Annotated in this window: 20 protein-coding genes; 12 read left to right on the forward strand and 8 right to left on the reverse strand. The window is 66.1% G+C overall.

The features are described 5' to 3' along the window. Positions 1 to 62: 62 nt before the first annotated feature. Both RHA1_RS17000 and RHA1_RS46170 read right to left on the reverse strand, forming a co-directional pair. The gene (locus tag RHA1_RS17000) at positions 63 to 770 is read right to left on the reverse strand and encodes a class F sortase (RefSeq protein WP_011596124.1); all 708 of its coding nucleotides are present in this window, start codon (positions 768 to 770) and stop codon (positions 63 to 65) included. Then, on the reverse strand, positions 767 to 2,014 hold the full coding sequence (locus RHA1_RS46170; RefSeq protein ID WP_011596125.1) for an ice-binding family protein: 1,248 nt from the start codon (positions 2,012 to 2,014) through the stop codon (positions 767 to 769). The genes RHA1_RS17000 and RHA1_RS46170 overlap by 4 nt, the downstream gene beginning before the upstream one ends. A 789-nt stretch (positions 2,015 to 2,803) precedes the next feature. Between RHA1_RS46170 and RHA1_RS17010 the strand changes: the two genes are divergently transcribed. Then, positions 2,804 to 3,067: a hypothetical protein gene (locus RHA1_RS17010; RefSeq protein WP_016884814.1), complete on the forward strand. Its 264-nt coding sequence runs from the start codon at positions 2,804 to 2,806 to the stop codon at positions 3,065 to 3,067. A gap of 313 nt (positions 3,068 to 3,380) precedes the next feature. Here RHA1_RS17010 and RHA1_RS17015 read toward each other — a convergent pair whose 3' ends face one another. Further along, the gene (locus tag RHA1_RS17015; RefSeq protein WP_041811592.1) at positions 3,381 to 3,893 is read right to left on the reverse strand and encodes a hypothetical protein; all 513 of its coding nucleotides are present in this window, start codon (positions 3,891 to 3,893) and stop codon (positions 3,381 to 3,383) included. 231 nt (positions 3,894 to 4,124) lie between these two features. Between RHA1_RS17015 and RHA1_RS17020 the strand changes: the two genes are divergently transcribed. Together RHA1_RS17020 and RHA1_RS17025 are read left to right on the forward strand one after the other, a co-directional pair. Beyond that, a complete protein-coding gene (locus RHA1_RS17020; protein WP_011596129.1) occupies positions 4,125 to 4,583 on the forward strand; it encodes a helix-turn-helix domain-containing protein in 459 nt (152 codons plus the stop codon). Between the two features lie 17 nt (positions 4,584 to 4,600). Next, the gene (locus tag RHA1_RS17025; RefSeq protein WP_011596130.1) at positions 4,601 to 5,791 is read left to right on the forward strand and encodes a PIN domain-containing protein; all 1,191 of its coding nucleotides are present in this window, start codon (positions 4,601 to 4,603) and stop codon (positions 5,789 to 5,791) included. A 282-nt stretch (positions 5,792 to 6,073) separates the two neighbouring features. On the opposite strand, the gene RHA1_RS17030 is transcribed toward RHA1_RS17025, so the two are convergent. Further along, the gene (locus RHA1_RS17030) at positions 6,074 to 6,730 is read right to left on the reverse strand and encodes a maleylpyruvate isomerase N-terminal domain-containing protein (protein ID WP_011596131.1); all 657 of its coding nucleotides are present in this window, start codon (positions 6,728 to 6,730) and stop codon (positions 6,074 to 6,076) included. A 34-nt stretch (positions 6,731 to 6,764) separates the two neighbouring features. On the opposite strand from RHA1_RS17030, the gene RHA1_RS17035 reads away from it, so the two are divergent. Beyond that, on the forward strand, positions 6,765 to 7,427 hold the full coding sequence (locus RHA1_RS17035; protein WP_011596132.1) for a class I SAM-dependent methyltransferase: 663 nt from the start codon (positions 6,765 to 6,767) through the stop codon (positions 7,425 to 7,427). An 18-nt stretch (positions 7,428 to 7,445) separates the two neighbouring features. Here RHA1_RS17035 and RHA1_RS17040 read toward each other — a convergent pair whose 3' ends face one another. Continuing rightward, a complete protein-coding gene (locus RHA1_RS17040) occupies positions 7,446 to 8,126 on the reverse strand; it encodes a TetR/AcrR family transcriptional regulator (protein WP_011596133.1) in 681 nt (226 codons plus the stop codon). Between RHA1_RS17040 and RHA1_RS17045 the strand changes: the two genes are divergently transcribed. After that, complete coding sequence (locus tag RHA1_RS17045; RefSeq protein WP_011596134.1) at positions 8,104 to 8,703, forward strand: DUF2867 domain-containing protein; 600 nt, start codon at positions 8,104 to 8,106, stop codon at positions 8,701 to 8,703. The genes RHA1_RS17040 and RHA1_RS17045 overlap by 23 nt on opposite strands. 14 nt (positions 8,704 to 8,717) lie before the next feature. On the opposite strand, the gene RHA1_RS17050 is transcribed toward RHA1_RS17045, so the two are convergent. After that, the gene (locus RHA1_RS17050; protein WP_011596135.1) at positions 8,718 to 9,653 is read right to left on the reverse strand and encodes an RNA polymerase sigma-70 factor; all 936 of its coding nucleotides are present in this window, start codon (positions 9,651 to 9,653) and stop codon (positions 8,718 to 8,720) included. Between the two features lie 198 nt (positions 9,654 to 9,851). Here RHA1_RS17050 and RHA1_RS17055 point away from each other — a divergent pair, with 198 nt between their 5' ends. From RHA1_RS17055 to RHA1_RS17080, 6 genes are all read left to right on the forward strand, one after another. Next, a complete protein-coding gene (locus RHA1_RS17055) occupies positions 9,852 to 10,337 on the forward strand; it encodes a carboxymuconolactone decarboxylase family protein (RefSeq protein ID WP_009476518.1) in 486 nt (161 codons plus the stop codon). A gap of 77 nt (positions 10,338 to 10,414) precedes the next feature. Beyond that, positions 10,415 to 11,080, forward strand: coding sequence for a HEAT repeat domain-containing protein (locus RHA1_RS17060; RefSeq protein WP_016884810.1), 666 nt, complete (start codon positions 10,415 to 10,417; stop codon positions 11,078 to 11,080). A 14-nt stretch (positions 11,081 to 11,094) separates the two neighbouring features. Next, entirely contained in the window at positions 11,095 to 12,174 is a 1,080-nt protein-coding gene (locus RHA1_RS17065; RefSeq protein WP_011596137.1) for a MerR family transcriptional regulator, read from the forward strand. Positions 12,175 to 12,393: 219 nt separating this feature from the next. Then, positions 12,394 to 12,996 carry a hypothetical protein gene (locus RHA1_RS17070; RefSeq protein ID WP_011596138.1) on the forward strand — a complete coding sequence of 201 codons (603 nt, stop codon included), beginning with the start codon at positions 12,394 to 12,396 and terminating at the stop codon, positions 12,994 to 12,996. Further along, the gene (gvpJ, locus tag RHA1_RS17075) at positions 12,993 to 13,361 is read left to right on the forward strand and encodes a gas vesicle protein GvpJ (RefSeq protein ID WP_011596139.1); all 369 of its coding nucleotides are present in this window, start codon (positions 12,993 to 12,995) and stop codon (positions 13,359 to 13,361) included. Before RHA1_RS17070 ends, gvpJ begins: the two co-directional genes overlap by 4 nt. Before the next feature lie 93 nt (positions 13,362 to 13,454). After that, complete coding sequence (locus RHA1_RS17080; RefSeq protein ID WP_011596140.1) at positions 13,455 to 13,877, forward strand: hypothetical protein; 423 nt, start codon at positions 13,455 to 13,457, stop codon at positions 13,875 to 13,877. A 9-nt stretch (positions 13,878 to 13,886) separates the two neighbouring features. Here the strand turns inward: RHA1_RS17080 and RHA1_RS17085 are convergent, their stop codons facing one another. Then, a complete protein-coding gene (locus RHA1_RS17085; protein WP_011596141.1) occupies positions 13,887 to 14,666 on the reverse strand; it encodes a DUF899 domain-containing protein in 780 nt (259 codons plus the stop codon). A gap of 123 nt (positions 14,667 to 14,789) precedes the next feature. Here RHA1_RS17085 and pip point away from each other — a divergent pair, with 123 nt between their 5' ends. Continuing rightward, on the forward strand, positions 14,790 to 15,746 hold the full coding sequence (gene pip, locus RHA1_RS17090; RefSeq protein WP_011596142.1) for a prolyl aminopeptidase: 957 nt from the start codon (positions 14,790 to 14,792) through the stop codon (positions 15,744 to 15,746). Positions 15,747 to 15,775: 29 nt separating this feature from the next. Here pip and helR read toward each other — a convergent pair whose 3' ends face one another. Beyond that, on the reverse strand, positions 15,776 to 17,920 hold the full coding sequence (gene helR / locus RHA1_RS17095) for an RNA polymerase recycling motor ATPase HelR (protein WP_011596143.1): 2,145 nt from the start codon (positions 17,918 to 17,920) through the stop codon (positions 15,776 to 15,778). Between the last annotated feature and the right edge of the window lies 1 nt (position 17,921).

Genomic DNA, 17,921 nt, shown 5'->3' on the forward strand with positions numbered 1-17,921 from the left:
GCCTCCACAACCGACCACGGTGGGCCGAATACTCACCTCCCGTGAACTTCCCGGTTGCCAGATCATTTCTGGCCGGCAGCGGCCGGAGCTTCCCCGCTGTCTGTATCAACCAGAGAGGTGTAGGCCACGATGTTGGACAGGTAGCTACGGGCGTCCGCGTCGTACTCTCCCCCACAGGTGACCAGTTGCAGCGTTTCATCACCGTGAGAGCCGTACACCTCCTCGGCCGGGAACTCCGTCTTCGGATACGTCTCCACCCTGGTGACCGCGAAATGAGCGATGGTGCCGTCGGCCAAGCTCACCTCGATCGAATCTCCCGCCTCGAGGTCTTTCAATCGGTAGAACACCGCCGGACCCTCATAGGAATCGACGTGCCCCAGGATCACTGCCGAACCCAGCTGGCCCGGAGCCGGCCCGAACTTGTACCACCCCGGCTTGTCGAAATCGGCGGGCACCTCGACTGTTTCGTCGGGATTGAGACCAAGAGTGATGAGTGTTTCGTCCACCCCCAGTGCAGGGATCCGCAACGCGACCGGTGCCGGGCCGGACGCCCCGTCGGAGGGCGCCGGCACGGTGTCGGTCACGGATGGCTGTCCGAGCTGGGGATCTCCCGACTCCTGATAGCTGCGCAGGGCGAGGACAGCCGTCGCGATGAGTATCAGGACCGCTGCCACCACCCACCAGCGTTTCACCCTGCCCATCGCCCCCTCGAGCCCTGGCCACTCGGGGCCCGGGACGGGCTCGGGGTATTCGGGGCTCGGGTCGCTCATCGCTGCCTCCTGCGCAGTCGGGCCCCCTGGCCTGCCGCTATGCCCGATCCGGCCAGGGCCAGACCTGCGAGGGAGCGGAGAACGTTGTCATCTGAGTGGGGAGTGGTGCCGCCAGCCCCCGTTTCCGGATGCCCCTTGGGGATGATGTATCCGTTGCCACCGGGGCCGCCCTTGCCTCCGCCGCCGGGTCCGCCTTGTTCGCCGGGTCCGCCTTGCTCACCCGGGCCACCTTGCTCACCCGGGCCACCTTGTTCGTCGGGTCCGCCCTGCTCACCAGGTCCACCAGGACCGCCGGGGGGAGCGGGGGGAGCCGGAGGAGCCGGAGGAGCGGGGGGAGCCGGAGGGCCGGGGGGTGCCGGCGGGCCCGGAGGAGCGGGAGGGCCGGGAATTCCGGGGACACCGGGGATGCCGGGGACACCGGGGATGCCTCCGCCGGGGGGGATCGGAATGGGGATGGGAATCGGAATGGGAATCGGAATGATGGGACCGTTGGTGACGGTCGTAGTAGTGGTGGTCGGCGGTGCCGTGGTTGTCGTGGTCGGCGGCGGTGTCGTCGTGGACGTCGGCGGCGGCGTGACGCAGTTGGGCCGGGTGATGGTGTTGGTGTCCAGAGTGACTGCGCCGTTGCGTGCCAAGACGCGTCCGTTCACGGTGGTGCCGGTCTGCACCGAGATCGAGGTCAACGCCATGATGGTTCCGACGAAGGTGGTGTTGGTCCCCAGGGTCGCTGAGCTACCCACCTGCCAGAACACGTTGCACGGGGAGGCCCCGTTGATGAGAGCGACCGTGCTGCCCGACGCGGTGATCAACGTGGACCCGGCCTGAAAAATAAACACCGAGTTGGGATCACCCTGCGCATCGAGGGTGACGGTGCCGGTCAGTCCCATCGGGCCGGCCGTGTTGTAGGTGCCATCGACCAGAGTCAGGCCACCGAGATCGGGGGGCGCCGCCGCGGTGGCCGGCCGGCCGGCCGCATCGTTGTATGCCGTCGTCAGATCGGATTGAGCCTGCAGCGCAACGGCATCGGCAACGTGTTGCGTGCCGTTGATCACCGTTCCCGGCGGAAAGCCGGTGACCGCGCTGCCCGGACTGACACCCAGGTCCCCGGAGATAATCGACGGGCCGGTGTTGGTGACCGTTTGGCCCGCCAATATCGCGAAGGAGTTGGCTGTCCCCAGTCCGACCGGAGGATGAGCCGCTGACGCGACTCCACCGAAAACGATCACAGCCGTGGCGGTCGCCATGGCCGCCCCCGCCACAAACCAGCGACGCCGAGAACGCGCCTGGATCGAAGTGTGCACCGATGTCACGAATTTCCCCTCACCGTGGAGCGGTTGATGGCAGGAATCATTCGCAAACCACCCGGTATGTGTCAACGACCGGCGCGGTGTGTCGGTTATTAATTAATTTACGACCGAATAGCGAATCCACGCCTTCGCGGGAATTCGTCGATTTGGAACTGTCGCCCGAAGAGGTGTGACCGCCGCAGTTACGGAGAAAAGTACTGTTCTTCACAAGAACTAGAAGCGCGCGCCTGAGCAGGAGAACCCGGATCGGACCTGGCAGTGCGCGTTTCGCTTTCGGTTGAACGTACAGCAAGGTTCGCTTCTTTATGCTGGTTGGACGTACAGCAAGGTTCGCTAATTTATATGGGTTGGACGTTCGATAAGTTAGATTGAAATATTGTTACCAAGCTACATTGCATGCCATTTCATACCGGCGGTACGGTACCCGGCGTCAAAACAATTACAGAAACGGTGAGCGTCCCTTTTCTCGGGCCGATGTCACAATTCTCGTATTGGTTTATTTTTCCGGTAACAAGTTGCATTGCGATCACGCGTGCTATCTTTCAATGTGTCAGCTTCAAGTTCCGTCCGCTCTGGTCGTAAATGTGGGCGACAGAATTTTTCCGATACTTCGCGTAACACTCAACATGTGCCTGCAAAGTCAGCCCTCCCGGACTGAACACGCGAGGGTGCGGCACCGAGGCCGCCGATCTCGTCGAACAGCTACCTCATCGGTACGTCAAGGAGATGAAGATGGGCAACGAGCACTCCGCGGGAGCATCCGACACCGTGCTGCAGATCGCGGCGCCGGATTGTGATTCGGATCCGCTCTTCCCGAGTACTACAGCCGAGGCCGCTCCGGTCTCCGTCGGTGCGGCGAAACTCCCGCAGTTCTCCGCGCGCGTGGACCCGGAGTTGCTGCGGCAGGTGAAGATCGAAGTAGCCACCCGCGGGACGACTTTGCAGGCTGCGACGGCCGAAGCATTCAGGCTGTGGCTGTCGTCGAAGTAGCCCCGACCGGGACGTCCGATCTCGCCTTCGGCCCCGAGCCGCACAGATTCATCGGTACGGATCGTCTCGACAACTGCGGGAATGGGTGCCGGTAGCGCCGAAACAGAATGAACAGCCGAGGCCCGGCACCCAAGAATCCGAAGGCGAGTAGCCAGCGTGAATTACTCGCCACTTGGCCGACTCCGCCACAACCATCAATCTGGAGACGAAGTGACCTGACGGCGGCGCGCGGCATTCGGTTACGGGTACCAATATCTGGTTAACGCCGAGGAGTTGCTCAGAGCCAAGGGAGGTCGACAACGGACCCGGGCGGTCATTCCCCCGGGTGCCGGTCAAGGGCGTCCCAGGCGGTGCGCTGCTCGCACAGTTCGCCGATGGCGGCGACCGCGGTGCCTGTGTGCGGGTCGACCCACACCGGTTCTTCCTGGCGGAGGCGGGGGTTGAGGATGTGCCGTCCTCGCGATGGCCATTGGATGAACTCGTAGCCGGTCAGCTCGCCTTGCGCGGTGTCGGCGACCCAGACCGTGGCCTGCGGGTAGGGGGCTTCCATCGAAACGCCGTGGCAGAGGTTGAACCCACCGACCCCCGGCCCTCGCCAGCCGATGGTGACGGCGTACTGGTCAGTGATCGCGAGTTCCCACACCAGACGTTCTACCTGCACGTCGCGTCCGTATCGCAGGCACCACAGATCGCGGGCAACGGCTGCGATCGCGAGCAGCCACGCAGCCGGCGGCTCAAAGCCCGGAGTCTCGTAGAAGTCCGGACCGTCGTCGGTCATAACGAAGCGCCACACCAAACTGTCCTGGTTCCATTCCGAGATCGGCATGGAACGATCATCGCGGTCGATGACTTCCCGCGATGCGCTTTCACCTACGGGATGGGATGGGAAGGTGACACTTTTTGCATGTTGAGCAACGTATTTCGTTCGCGATCCGGGCGGCGTGAACCCAGGACCCCAGCGGCCGTCGTCACCATCGACCGAGCCTGAGTCCGTCATCCGTTCCGCTGCCGCGCCCAGCCGCATTGTGTGTTCGTTTTTTTCGTTTTATGGTGAGGTATGGGCGCTGGGACGAACCACACGGTACTGCCGCCGGCCACCGACGATCGGGATCTTCTCGCAGCGCTGAAGGCCGTTCTTGCTGGTTCCGAGGAGGTGTCGATCTCGTCCCCGGGCGGGTCGGTGCCGTTGCCGGACAGTGTCCGGGGTTTGCTCGTCGACGCGGTTGCTGCTTTGGATCGGGGTCAGGCGGTGACGGTGGAACCGCATCGCACGATGTTGACGACGCAGGAGGCTGCGGACCTGTTGGGGATTACGCGGCCGACGTTGGTGCGATTGTTGGAAGCGGGGAAGATCCCATACACCTCGCCCGGCCGGCATCGGCGGGTGGAGTTGGCGGACGTGCTCGCATTCCAGCAGGGTGAGCGGGCGCGTCGGGGCCAGGTGTTCGAGGAGATGGCGCACGAGGAACCCCCGGACCCGGGCGATGCCGCTGACGGCTTCGTGTCGACTCGTTGATATAGGGCGGGGCGACCATGACGACCTTTCGGGTGGTTCTCGACACGTGCGTCATGCTTCCCCAGACCCTGAACAACCTGCTGCTGACGCTGGCCGATGCCGAGTTGTTCCGGCCGGTGTGGACGCCGGATCTGCTCGACGAGGTCGAGCGCACCCTGTCCGGGGAGAGGTTCGGTAAGTCGCCGCAGCAGGCGGCGCGGCGAGTGCAGCAGATGCGCAGAGCATTTCCCCTCGCAGAGGAGGAATCACGCGGATACCGTGAGCTGATCCCCGCGATGACCAACGATCCGAAGGACCGGCACGTCCTGGCTGCGGCGGTGCGATCCGGTGCGGGTGTGATCGTGACCGCAACCGTGCAGGATTTCCCGCCGGCGGCCCTCGTCCCGTTCGACGTCGAGGCGATCCACCCCGACGAATTCCTCTGTGATCTGCTCGATCTGGACCCGGACGCGGTGCTCGAGTGCATGCATGCCCTGGTCGCCCGGAACATGCTCTCGCCGCGCACGGTGGGGGAACTGCTCGAGTCGCTCGAGCGGCTGACCCCACGGTTCGTCGACACCGTCCGCGCCTTGCTCGTCGCCCGAGGCGAGGCTCCCGACCTTGGTGCGGTGCCGGCGGCGTCCTCCCTTCCGGAATTGACCGACCAACAGATCAGCGCCTTGCTGCCCGAGATGCGGGAGGCCTACCTCGAGCTACGTGCGATGGATCCGACGGAATTGGTGCGGTTCCTCGGGCATACGAAGCTGGTGGGTGCGGCGTGGGCGTTCTTGACGTCGGTGTGCGTCGACGGGGATCTGTTATCGGTGTGGCCGAACGTGGATCCCGACTTCCGGTCGGTACTCGCATGGCGGTGGGTGCGGGACAACCACTATCAGATGACCGTTGACGGTTGGGAGGGTGAGGCGGTCGCGGCGGCCCTCGCGGGTCCGGTGCCGGAGCATCCGCTGTGGGTGCATTTCGAGCGCGTACATGTGCGGTCGTTCCGGGCGATGCTGCCGGACCCGGCGACGTGGGGGATCGGTACCGGAACAAGGATCGTCGGCCCCGGTGTGGAGGTGCTCTATGTGCACGAGATGTCGACGCTCGAGAGCGGTGTGTGGGAGCCGAACGTTCCTCGGCCGGTGTTTCCGATCCTGATGCATCTCGTCGACGATCGGTGGCTGGTGCGGAACCTGGGGTCCGAGGAGGACCCCGCCGCCAGGGCCTGATTCCTTCGCACACGAACCTCGCCCGTACCTCGAGCGCGTTTGATCTCAGCTTCCTCACTGGTGCATGACCACTCGCGTGGAAGGCAGTGCGGCTTTCGGACTAAAGGCTTACCGCATGGTCGACGCAGATTCGGCTGATATCGGAATTCGTCCAGATCGATTCATCCGGTCTGCGATACGTTCGATGAAAACTGCACGTTCGGCCTCTCGATGACAGGTTCTCAGGATATCGCCCGACGGCGTGATCCAGCTGACTCATCACTGAGGTAGACGTAATCCGAGTCATTCGAGGATGAGCGGGAGTTTCATCGCCAGCTCGCCGAGTTCGGCCTTCTCCGTGTCGGTCGGGCCCCGTCGTCCGGTGCCGACCAGCAGTGTGTCCCTGTCGGAGAACGACGCGGGGAATGCGGCCCCGGCGATCTTCTCCAGCAAGTCGCGGGACCGGGCGAGGCCCTCTGCGGGCGGTTCCGCCACGCCTGGGAGGTAAGCGATCAGGTCGAGGTGGTGCAGCGTCGATTCCAAGACGTACGCGGAGAGGTACTCGCCTGCGGTAAGGACCTCGTCGCGGGTGCTGACCCGCAGGTCCGGGTCGGCGAGTTCGGCGGCGCGGCCGGCAGCGGAGCCGACGTCGTCGAAGTGGAACTTCAGCAGCCGTGGCTCCTGGTACGCGGCGGCCAGCCGGACGATCAGCGCGTCGAGCGGGTCGTCTCCGGTCGGCGGCGTGTCGGCGAGGTCCCAGTAGGTCACGGCGTCGCGAGTCGGTTCCATGTCGGAGGGGGTGACGAGGGTGATCAGGACGTCCTGCGCGTCGATGATCAGGTGGCACACCAGATCCCGCACGAGCCAGCCGCTACAGCCGGACTGCTGTGCGAAGTCGTCGTCCGGCAGGTCGGCGACCGCGGTGCGCAGCGCCGACCACGAGCGTGCGAAAAGATCCACATCGGCACGGTAGTGCGGGCGTACCGTCGATGTCATGACCGAGGACAACCAGGTTGCGCCGTGGGACGACATCTACCGAGGTGACGCGGAGGTATTTACGGGGCCGGTGCCGTGGAACATCGGTGAGCCCCAGCCCGAGATCGCCGGGCTGATCGCGGAGGGCAAGTTCCGCAGCGACGTGCTGGACGCGGGCTGCGGACATGCCGAGACGTCCCTCCAGCTGGCGGAGCAGGGGTACACGGTGGTGGGTCTGGACCTGTCGCCGACGGCCATCGCGGTGGCTCAGGCCGCCGCCGCCGATCGTGGACTGACGACGGCGACGTATCAGGTGGCGGACATCAGTTCGTTCACGGGTTTCGACGGCCGGTTCTCCACGATCGTCGACAGCACCCTGTTCCATTCCCTTCCCGTCGACAGACGGCGCGACTACCTGCGCGCGGTCGCTCGGGCGGCCGCGCCCGGCGCGTCGTACTACATCTTGGTGTTCGCGAAGGGCGCCTTCCCCGAGGGCGAGGGACCGAACCCGGTGACCGACGACGAGCTGCGCGAGGCCGTCGCCGAGTTCTGGACCATCGACGACATTCGTCCGGCCTTCATCCACGCGCTGCTCGGCCCGGAGCAGGCCGCGAACTGGGAGCACGACGAGAAGGGCCGGTCCAAGTTGCCGGCGTGGCTGTTGTCGGCTCACCTCGACTGATTCGGCAGTCGGAAACCCTTACCCGGCAGAACTGTTCGTATCGGACGGGCGCAGGAGGAATTCTCCGGCGAGTTGGATGGCTTCACGTTTGGTGTACCCGGGGTGGTCCGCGACGATGAAGTGACGGCCGATCGCAAGTCCGAACATGAGGGTGCTGCGTGCCTCGATCTCGTCGGGGTCGGTGACGAAGGTGCCGAACATCTTTCGCAGGAAGTCCATCCGCTCGTTGTCGATGGCGTGCAGGCGCGTCGCGACGGACCGGTCGTGGTGGGCCCAGGCCCGGATCGCGAGATCGATCCGTTGAAAGTCCTCCGAGTAGGTCAGTTGCCCCACGCGCCGGATTCTGTCGGCGGGGGTGCCGCCTTCGGCATCGGCTTGGGCGATAACGGTTTTGGTGCAGCGGCGTTCCCATTCGTCGAGCATCTCGGTGAGCAATGCGGGACGGCCGTCGAAGTAGCCGTAGAACCCGCCCTTCGTCACGCCGAGTTCGGCGGCGAGTGTCTCGACGCGGACGGCGTCGGGGCCTCCTCTTGCGAGGGCGTCGAGGCCCGCCTCTATCCAGCGGGCTCGTGTCGTGCGGGCGACGGCGGGAATCGGGCCACCTCCATTGATCGCGTTCAATTTGTACGGTACCGTATAGATGAAATATACGGTGCCGTATAGATCGGGGTCGACAGTGCCACGAATAGCAGAGGCCACCTACATCGAGCAGCCCTGGCGCATCCACGAATTCACGAGAGACTTCGACGTCGAAGACGTGTGGTCGTTCCGCACTCCCGGAGCCGGGCCCGACGACTTCCCCACAATGCTCGCAGCGATGCGAGCCGCGGGCGGACCCGCGAAGCAGCCCCGACTGGTGAGGTTCCTGTTCGCCGTTCGATGGAAACTCGGGGCACTCTTCGGCTGGGACAATCGCTCAACTGGTGTCGGTGAGCGGGTTGCCTCGCTCCGCGACCGCCTGCCCAGCGATCTCCGCGCCGCTCCGCGCGGCCCGGACGACGCAGGCATGCCCCTCACCGCGGTGTACGAGCTCTACACGGAGTCCGCCCGCGAGCTGGCGAACAAGACCGTGCACACCGTGATGCATCTCGGCTGGGCGAGAGGAGCGAACGGCGACTACGAGCTGCAGATGACCGTTCTCGTCAAGCCCAACGGATGGTTCGGGCGGCTCTACATGACCGCCATCGCGCCTTTCCGGTACCTCATCGTCTACCCCGCCCTGACCCGGCAATGGGAGCGAGCGTGGCGCGACCGCCACCAAGCGGCGACGAGGTAGGGCGGCTTGCTCCCTCAGCGGCTCACCGCGGTTTCCCGCTCGACGCGCGACAGCTTCTCCGGGTTGCGCACGATGTAGAGCCCGGTGATCTTGCCGTCGTCCATCCGCACCGCCACGACGTCGTCGATCTCCCCGTCGAGCCGGACGATCAGCGCGGGGGAGCCGTTCATCTGCACCGGCTCGACCGACACCGTGCCGTCGATCCGGGGCAGGCCGGCCGCCAGCAGGCGACCCACCTTGTCGGCCCCCACGATGGGCCGCAGCACAGCCTGCTTGACTCCGCCACCGTCACCCAACAGGACGACATCCGGTGCGAGCAGGTCGAGCAGGCTCTGCAGATCGCCCGTTTCGAGCGCCCGTTGGAACGCCTCGAGTGCGTCTCGGGACTCGGCCGGGGATACGACGCCGCGCGGCCTGCGCGACGCGACATGTGCCCGCGCCCGGTGCGCGATCTGACGGACGGCGTCCGGGCTCTTGCCGACGGCGTCCGCGATCTCGCCGTACTCCAGAGCGAACACCTCACGCAGTACGAACACGGCCCGCTCGGTCGGCGCGAGCGTCTCCAGCACCAGCAGCATCGCCATCGAGACGCTGTCGGCCAACTCGACGTCCTCGGCCACATCGGGCGCGGTCAGCAGCGGCTCGGGCAACCAGGGGCCGACGTAGGACTCCTTGCGACGGCTGAGTGTGCGCAGCCGAACGAGCGCCTGGCGGGTGGTGATCCGGACCAGGTACGCACGCTGATTGCGCACCGTGTCGAGATCGACGCCCGCCCACCGCAGCCAGGTCTCCTGGAGAATGTCTTCCGCGTCGGCGGCCGATCCGAGCATCTCGTAAGCGACGGTGAACAGCAGGTTGCGGTGGGCGACGAACGCCTCCGTAGCGGGGTCCGAACGATCGTCCTGGCTCCCGCCGCGATCTGCGGGCGTGGTCTGCGACGTGCCGGCCATGGGTGGCTCCTCTTCACTTTCGACTGTGTCACACACCAGACACCGGGCCCCGCCGTTTTGTGACACCCAGCCGTGTTGCCCGCTGCCAAATTACGTGACCGCGAGGCAGCGGCGTGAACGATTTGTCACAAGAATCGGGTCGCCGGCATCTCATGTTCGTTCCGAGCAGTACACGACACCACGAGTGAGGACGAAGTCATGGACGCCCGATTCAACCTGTTCGACAACGAGATCGCCCTGAAGTTCGGCAAGAGGTTCGCCAACGCGTCCCTGGTGATCGACCAATCGCCACTGCCGAAGGCCACTCAGGAACTGGTCAAGATCCGGGCCAGTCAGATCAACGGCTGCGGCTTCTGCACCGACATGCACACCAAGGACGCCACAGCTGCCGGCGAGACCCCGGTCCGGCTCAACCTCGTCGCGGCCTGGCGCGAGGCCACCGTGTTCACCGAGGCCGAGCGGGCCGCGCTGGCGCTCAGCGAGGAAGGCACCCGGCTCGCCGACGCCCACCACGGCGTGACCGACGAGACCTGGGCCCAGGTGCGCAAGCACTACGACGACGACCAGATCGCCGCGCTGGTCTCGCTGGTCGCCCTGATCAACGCCGCCAACCGGATCAACGTGATCGTGCGCAACCCGGCGGGTTCGTACGAGCCCGGCATGTTCGCCAGCATGACGAACTGACCGGCAGACGACAGCCTCCTGACAACGAGCCCTTGACCCTGACACAGTGACAAGGACTCGAATGGTCGGCGAAGGAGGTGGTTGTCGTGAACACAACCAACCACGGTGGGCCGAATGCCCACCTCGTCGACGCTCTCGCCGCAGCCGACCCGTCGGGTCGGCTGCGTGCGGCGCTCTCGGCAGGCACACGCCCCGATCCGCATCTCACGGACACTCTCGTCGATCGGTGCGCCGTCGAGCCGGACTTCTTTGTCCGGGACATGCTGACCTGGGCATTGTGCCGCTTCCCGACCGAGCTCACGGTGCCGAGACTGGTCCGAGAGCTCGGGTCGGACACCGCGCAGGCCCGCAGTCAGTCGCTGCACACCCTGTCCAAGATCGGGGACCGGCTCGCCTGGCCCGCCGTGTCGGCACTGCTGCACGACGAGCACGACGAGGTCGCGCGCAGCGCGTGGCGGGCCGCCGTGGCACTCGTGCCGCCCGGCGACGAGGCTGCGCTCGCGGCCGATCTGACGACCGAACTCGGACGGGGCGACCAGCACGTGCAGCTCAGTCTGAGCCGTGCTCTGGTGGGACTCGGGGACGCTGCCCTCCCGGTCCTCGATGCAGCCGGGACGAGTCCCGATCCGCGTATTCGAGCGCATGCGGAGGCGACGAAGCGGCTCTGTCACGACCCCGACAGCGGGTTCACCCTCTCGGTCGAGACGGCGAAACGCGTCGCGGTCACCGGTCCGAACGCGTAGCAGGAGGCGATGGAATGTTGATCGGTGAGGTCTCCCGGCGTTGTGGTGTCAGCACGCGGATGTTGCGCCACTACGACAGGCTGGGACTGGTGAAGCCCACAGGCCGCACGTCCGGCGGCTACCGCGAGTACTCCGCCGACGACATCCGACGGCTCTTCCACGTCGAGAGCCTGAGGACCTTGGGGTTGTCGTTGAACGAGGCCAAGCGGGCATTGGACGAGCCCGATTTCGCACCGGCCGATCTGGTGGGAGACCTCATCCGGCACACGCGCCGGCGGATCGCTGCGGAGCAGGAACTGCTCGGCAAGCTCGAACGCGTCGACGCCGCCTCACCTGCGGAGTGGGACGACGTCCTGCGCATCGTCAGTCTGGTGCGTGCGCTCGAATCGGAGTCCGCGGCCCGCCGTCAACAAGCGATCCTGTCTCACGACGGGACCGCGTCGCTGCCCGTCGACGCGCTGGTCGAGGCCATCCTGTCGGAGGACGACCCCAATGTGGCCGGAGCGCTGCAGTGGTCGCTGGCGCGGGCCGCCGGCCCGGGACTCGCGGATCTGGCCGACGGTCTCGACGCGAAGGAGGTCGATGTCCGGCGTCGCGCCACTACCGCGATAGCGGCAATCCACACCGCGGAGGCGGCGGTTCATCTGACACGAGCCCTCGATGATTCGGACGCCACGGTCCGCGGGTACGCCGCCCTCGCTCTCGGCTCTCGCGGAAACGTCGACGCGATACCCGCCCTGATCGAGATGGTCGTCGAGGGGCGACGCGATGTCGAGGCCGCCGAAGTGCTGGGCCTGCTGACGACGGTCTCACCCTCGGCCGACGACATCGTCCAGGCCCTGCAGGACAGGCTCGACAATGGCGACGACGCGCCGACGCGGTTGCGGATCACGCAGGCCCTTGCCGAGATTCCCGGCACCGCGGCCCGGCGGGTACTCGACGGGCTGACCCACGACGGCGACCGGACGATCGCGTCCACCGCGGCCGCGATCGTGAACATGCAGGACCGCGGACGAAGCCGGCGCCGCCGATCGGGAATCGGGACGGCAGTGACGGTGGACGACACACGGTCATCCAAAGTTGCTGGAGCATGACAGCATTCGTAGTCGACCCCTACTCGGTGGCGGTCCGTGGCCGTGATCGAATTTTCCCAGCGCATTGCGGCCTTTGACCGATTGACGGCCATCCGTTGCCGGTAGTCGGGTTCGGGGTTGGTTCGCACCGGACTGCCGATCCGGGGTATGCCGGGCGGCCGGCTCCGGGCGCTCGCGTCGACCAATGACGGCCGATGCGGGTGAAGGGAGTCGACGATGATGACCCGATTGCAAATCGCGGCAGCGGTGGTCGTGGGCTATTGGCTGGGCCGAGGGCACCGGAAGAAACTGGGACTGCTGCTCGCGGCGGCGGGTGCCGGCCGCCTCGCCGGCGGACCCCAGGAGATGGTGGACCGGGCCTCGAAACTGCTGCAAACCTCGCCCGAGTTCGCCGAGCTCAGTGAATCGGTGCGTGGCCAACTCCTCGACGCCGTGAAGGTGGCGGCCATGACCGCCGCCACCGCCCGAGTCGACGCACTCGACAATCGGCTGCTCTCCGGCAGCGATGCGGTCCTGGAGACCGCCGAAGACCTGGTCGAGGACACCGCGGACATGGCCGGAGACGTCACCGACGACACCGTGGACACGGTGGACGAAGCCGCCGACGACACCGTGGACACGGTGGACGAAGCCGCCGACGACACGGTGGGCATGGTGGGCGCGCTGGGACGCAGGAAACGACCGAAGAAGGCACCGCCGCCGGACGACGTCGACGACGAGACGGCAGAGGAGGCCGCGGAACGACCGGCGCGGCGACCGCCCCGCAAGCGGAGCACCCCGGCGAAAACCTCCGGTAGTCGAAGGCGAGGAGCACAGCGATGACCACAGCAGGTGGCGGCCCGAGTTCCAGCGGCCTCGCCGATGTCATCGACACCATCTTGGACAAGGGCCTCGTCACCGACGCCTACGTGCGGGTCTCGCTGGTCGGTATCGAACTGCTCACCATCGACGCCCGCGTCGTTGTCGCCAGTGTGGATACCTACCTGCGCTTCGCCGAGGCGGTGAACCGATTGGAGATCGGCAGCGAACCGAAGGGCCTGACCGACCTCGTGTCCGAGGTGAAGGGCAGCGGCAGCACGAAGTCCAAGACCAAGGGCGCGCTCGAGGCCGTGGGGGAGACGCCCGGGGAGCTGCTCGGCGGTTCGGAAGCCGAACGCGAACCCGAGCCGCGCCGAAGGCGAACGTGATCCGACGACGCCGACGTGGCCGCGCCGGCGCTCAGGCCGATTACATATTGCTGTTCCCGATAGGAGACGCCCACAGCCGGGTACGTTCGTGGCATGGGTGACGAGGCAATCGACCCCGAAGTGGCTTATGAAGCCCTGTCCGCCGGCGCGCGCCTCGCTCTGCTGCGAAACCCCGAAGGCATCATGCCGCCGCAGTTCATCGGGCAGGTGATGGCCGTATGCGGGGACGCGTCCGTCGCGGGGATCAGTGGTGGAGCTGATTCGGTACCGCAGATGGCGGTTCTCCAAGGGCCACTCTCCGAGTACCTCTCCCAGTGCAGGTATGTACTCGATGCGTGGTGGAACTCCCTGACGCCGCGACTCCGGGCGGTCATCAGGTGTCGCGAAGCCGTACCCGAATCGCTGACACTGCAATTACCCCAACACACGCCCTGGACCGCGGTGTCCACGCCGTGTTCTCACCTGTTGGTGCGGGACTATCTCGAATTGCAGGCAACGGGACTCGAACTGATGTAACGCCGGCGGTCAGTCGGGGATCTTCTTTCCGGAAATCTCGCCTGGTTCGTATTCGTCGTGGCGGCGCAGCCAACTCATGAAGGGGTCGTCGCCGCGGCGGGGTTCTGGTTCCCAGTCCTCCTGACGGCCGCGGGCAGTGAGGTCGAGCCAGTGATAGGTGCCGAGGAGGATCTCGGTGGAGCGCGCATAACCGGAGTAGGTGTGGAAGATGCGCTCACCCTGGCGGAGAAAAGCACTGACGCCGTGCTCTTCGCCGCACCAGCCTTCCCATGCGGGGTCCAACCGCACGAGCTCGGCCTCGTCCTTGTAGTTGTATTCGACCGGGGCGACCGACGCGTCGAGGGTGACGTGGTAGTCGTAGTTGAAGTCGCTGCCGTGCGAGGAATACCACGGAAACATCCAGCCCATGCGCCGGCGGTACTGCTCGAGTTTGGGCAGCGGTGCACGCGACACAGCCGCGAACGAGGTGTCCCGGGCGTACAGGTGCCGGAGGTCGCCGACGTTGTCCATCGTGAACGAGCAGGAGGGGCATCCCTCGTCGGCGTCGGGTTCGAACATGAAGTGGTAGATCAGGAGTTGGCTGCGGCCGTCGAACAGGTCGGCCAATCCGGTCCTGCCGTCGGGGCCGTCGAAAACGTAGTTCTCGGTGATCTCGACCATCGGCAGCGCGCGCCTGGCGGCGTTGACCCGGTCGCGGTGGCGGGTCAGCTCCTTCTCCTGTGCGAGTAACTCGCGGCGCGCGATGAGCCATTCCTCGCGGGTGGTGACCTGTGGATCGGATGCTGTCATCGTTCGACTCCTCTCGAAGGGCACATGCAATCGTCGCAGGCGGCTCCCGGCGGTGGCTACCACCGAGACCGGGAACGACTGATTCGCGGTTCGTCTCCTCGTGCAGGATGCGAAGCTGAGTTCGTGAGTAGCGCTCTCCATCCTGCGGTGGAACCGTACGAAGCCGGGTTTCTCGAAGTTTCCGACGGCCATTCCCTGTATTGGGAGACCACCGGAAATCCCACGGGGACGCCGGTGCTGTATCTGCACGGAGGCCCGGGATCTGGATGCACTCCCGGCGCACGACGCTTCTTCGACCCGAATGCTTTTCGCGCGGTGCTGTTCGACCAACGCGGATGCGGGCGCAGCCGCCCGCTAGCCGCCGGCCCCGACACCGACCTATCGACCAACACGACAACACATTTGATGGAGGACATCGAACGCCTGCGTAAGCATCTGGGAATCAGGCGTTGGGTCGTGGCCGGGGTGTCCTGGGGTGTGACCCTGGGTTTGGTCTACGCCCAGCGCCATCCCGAGCGTGTCCTCGCGATGGCGCTCGGAGCGATCACGTCCGGATCCCGAACCGAGATCGAATGGATCACCCGCGACATGGGTCGGATCTTCCCCAGGGAGTGGGAGGAGTTCATCGCTCCCGTACCAGCCGGCGAACGGGACGGGGATCTGGCGGCCGCCTATGCGGGCCTCCTCGCCGACCCGGACGCGGCGGTGCGCGAGGAGGCGGCGACGAGGTGGTGTGCGTGGGAGGACACCCACGTGTCGTTGATGCCGGGATGGACACCGAGCCCCCGATACGAGGACGCAACGTTCCGGATGATTTTCGCCAGGTTGGTGACGCATTACTGGAGTCACGAGTGCTTCCTCGTCCCGAACCAGATACTGGACGGAATGAGCTGTCTGGCAGGTATCCCGGCAGTGCTGATCCACGGCCGTTTCGATGTTTCTGGACCGTTGGACACGGCCTGGAAGCTCTCGCGGGCCTGGCCGGAAAGTCGACTCGTCGTGGTTGACGATGCCGGCCACGGTGGAGGCGGATTCAGCTCCGCGCTGGTGGCCGCCTTGGACTCCTTCAGCGGGCCATGATCGCGGCACTTCGAGAGCTTCGGCCGACGTCAGGTACTCGTGAGGATGACGAGTCGCTGGGTCGCCCTGGTCATGGCGACGTAGCGGTCGACGGCTCCTTCGATCCCCGTGCCGAAGGTGTCCGGGTCGACGAGGACGACCAGGTCGAACTCGAGCCCCTTCGACAGCTCCGAGGTCAGCGAATGGACGCGGGGCGTTGCCCGGAACGTCGAATCGCCGATGACGCAGGCGATTCCGTCGGAGTTCGTTTCGAGCCAGGTGTCGAGGATCGAACCCAGATCGGAAACGGATCCGTGCATGACGGGGATGTCGTTGCTGCGGATGGAGGTCGGCACGTTGGCGTCCGGGAGCACGGCGCGGATGACCGGCTCGGCTTCGGCCATGACCTCTTTCGGTGTCCGGTAGTTGACGGTCAGAGAGGCCAGTTCGATCCGGTCGAGCCCGACCCTCTCGAGCCGTTCCTGCCACGACTCCGTGAACCCGTGCCGGGCCTGGGCGCGGTCGCCGACGATGGTGAAGCTCCGGGACGGGCAGCGCAGCAACAACATCTGCCACTCGGCGTCGGTCAATTCCTGCGCTTCGTCCACGACGACGTGTGCGAACGTGCGGTCGAGCAGGTCGGGGTCGGCGCTGGACAGCGCGGCTTCGTCGACCAGCATCTCCTGCAGGTCCTTCTGTCGCAGTTGTGTCATCAAACTTTCACCGTCGTCGTAGGCATCGGACGCGATCAGGTCGTCGATGACCTTGGACCTCTGCTCGCGTTCGGCGGCGACGGCGGCCTGGTGGCGACGTCGGCGTCGTGGTTCCTCCGGGTCGCCGAGCCGCTGCCGTGCGGCGTCGAGGAGCGGCAGGTCGGACACCGTCCAGCGCTGGGCGTCCGGGCGTTGCAGCTTCCGAACGTCGTCGGGGTTGAGCCAGGGCGCGCACTTGCGCAGGTACGCGGGCACCGACCACAGGTCGGCGACGAGGTCGGCCGCCTCGATCAGTGTCCACGCGTTGTCGAGGGTCGTGCGCAATTCGTCGTTCTGCTGCAACGACTTCCGGAGCTGGACGGCCGGAACGGCACCGTCGTACTTGTCGATCAGGATCGTGAGCAGCAGCTCCCAGATCTGCTCGCGCGCCTCGTTGTGCGGAGTACCGGGTTCCGGCGCTTCGAACGCCTCGGCCCAGTCGTCGGCGCTCAGCCAGATGTCGGACCACTCGGTCGCGACCGTCATACCCTCGGTGGGTGGCTCCTCGTAGAACGCGACGGCCGCGTCGATGGCCTTCACCAGATCCGCGGACGACTTCAGGCGGGCCACATCCGGGTCGGTTTCGACTGTCGCGGTGGCACCCTCGGCGACGAGGTCCCGCAGTGTGCAGAGCTGCACGCCCTCCTCTCCGAGGCTGGGCAGGACATCGGCGACGTAGGCCAGGTAGGGCTCGTGCGGACCGACGAACAGCACGCCGTGACGGAGTCGGGCGTCGGAGTAGAGCAGATACGCGGCGCGGTGCAACGCGACGACGGTCTTGCCCGTACCCGGCCCGCCGTCGACAACGAGGGCGCCACGGGATCCCGCGCGGATGATGGCATCCTGGTCGGATTGGATGGTGCCGAGCACGTCCCGCATCCGGGCCGACCGGTTGCTGCCCAGGCTGGCGATGAACGCGGACTGGTCGTCGAGCGCGGCGTTCCCTGCGAACCCGTCCGGGGTGAACACCTCGTCCCAGTAGTCGCTGACCCGGCCGCGGGTCCAGCGGTACCGGCGGCGGCGTTCCAGACCCATCGGATTGCCGTGGGTCGCACCGAAGAACGGCTCGGCCACGGGGGAGCGCCAGTCGACGAGCAGCTGATTGCCCGCACGGTCCATGAGGCCGAGTCGTCCCACGTACACAGTCTCGGGGTTGTCTGCGCTGACGAAGTGCCCGAGGCACAGGTCCAACCCGTAGCGGCGCAGGGCACGCAGCTCGGCGTTCAGCCGGTGGACCATCATGTCCCGCTCCATCGCCTCCTGACCCAGCCGGCGAGGTGCCTTGCGCTCGGTGTCGATGCGGTGGTCGAGGTCGGCGATCGACTGCTCGAGGCTTTCCGCGATAGCCGCGAAGTGTTGCTCGTCGTCGGCGATCAGCGTCGGGTCGGCCTTGGGCGCGAGGTGGTCGGGAAGGTCGAATGCGCTGGTAGTCAAGTTGGTCATG

The organism is Rhodococcus jostii RHA1 (assembly GCF_000014565.1).
GTDB lineage: Bacteria > Actinomycetota > Actinomycetes > Mycobacteriales > Mycobacteriaceae > Rhodococcus_F > Rhodococcus_F jostii_A.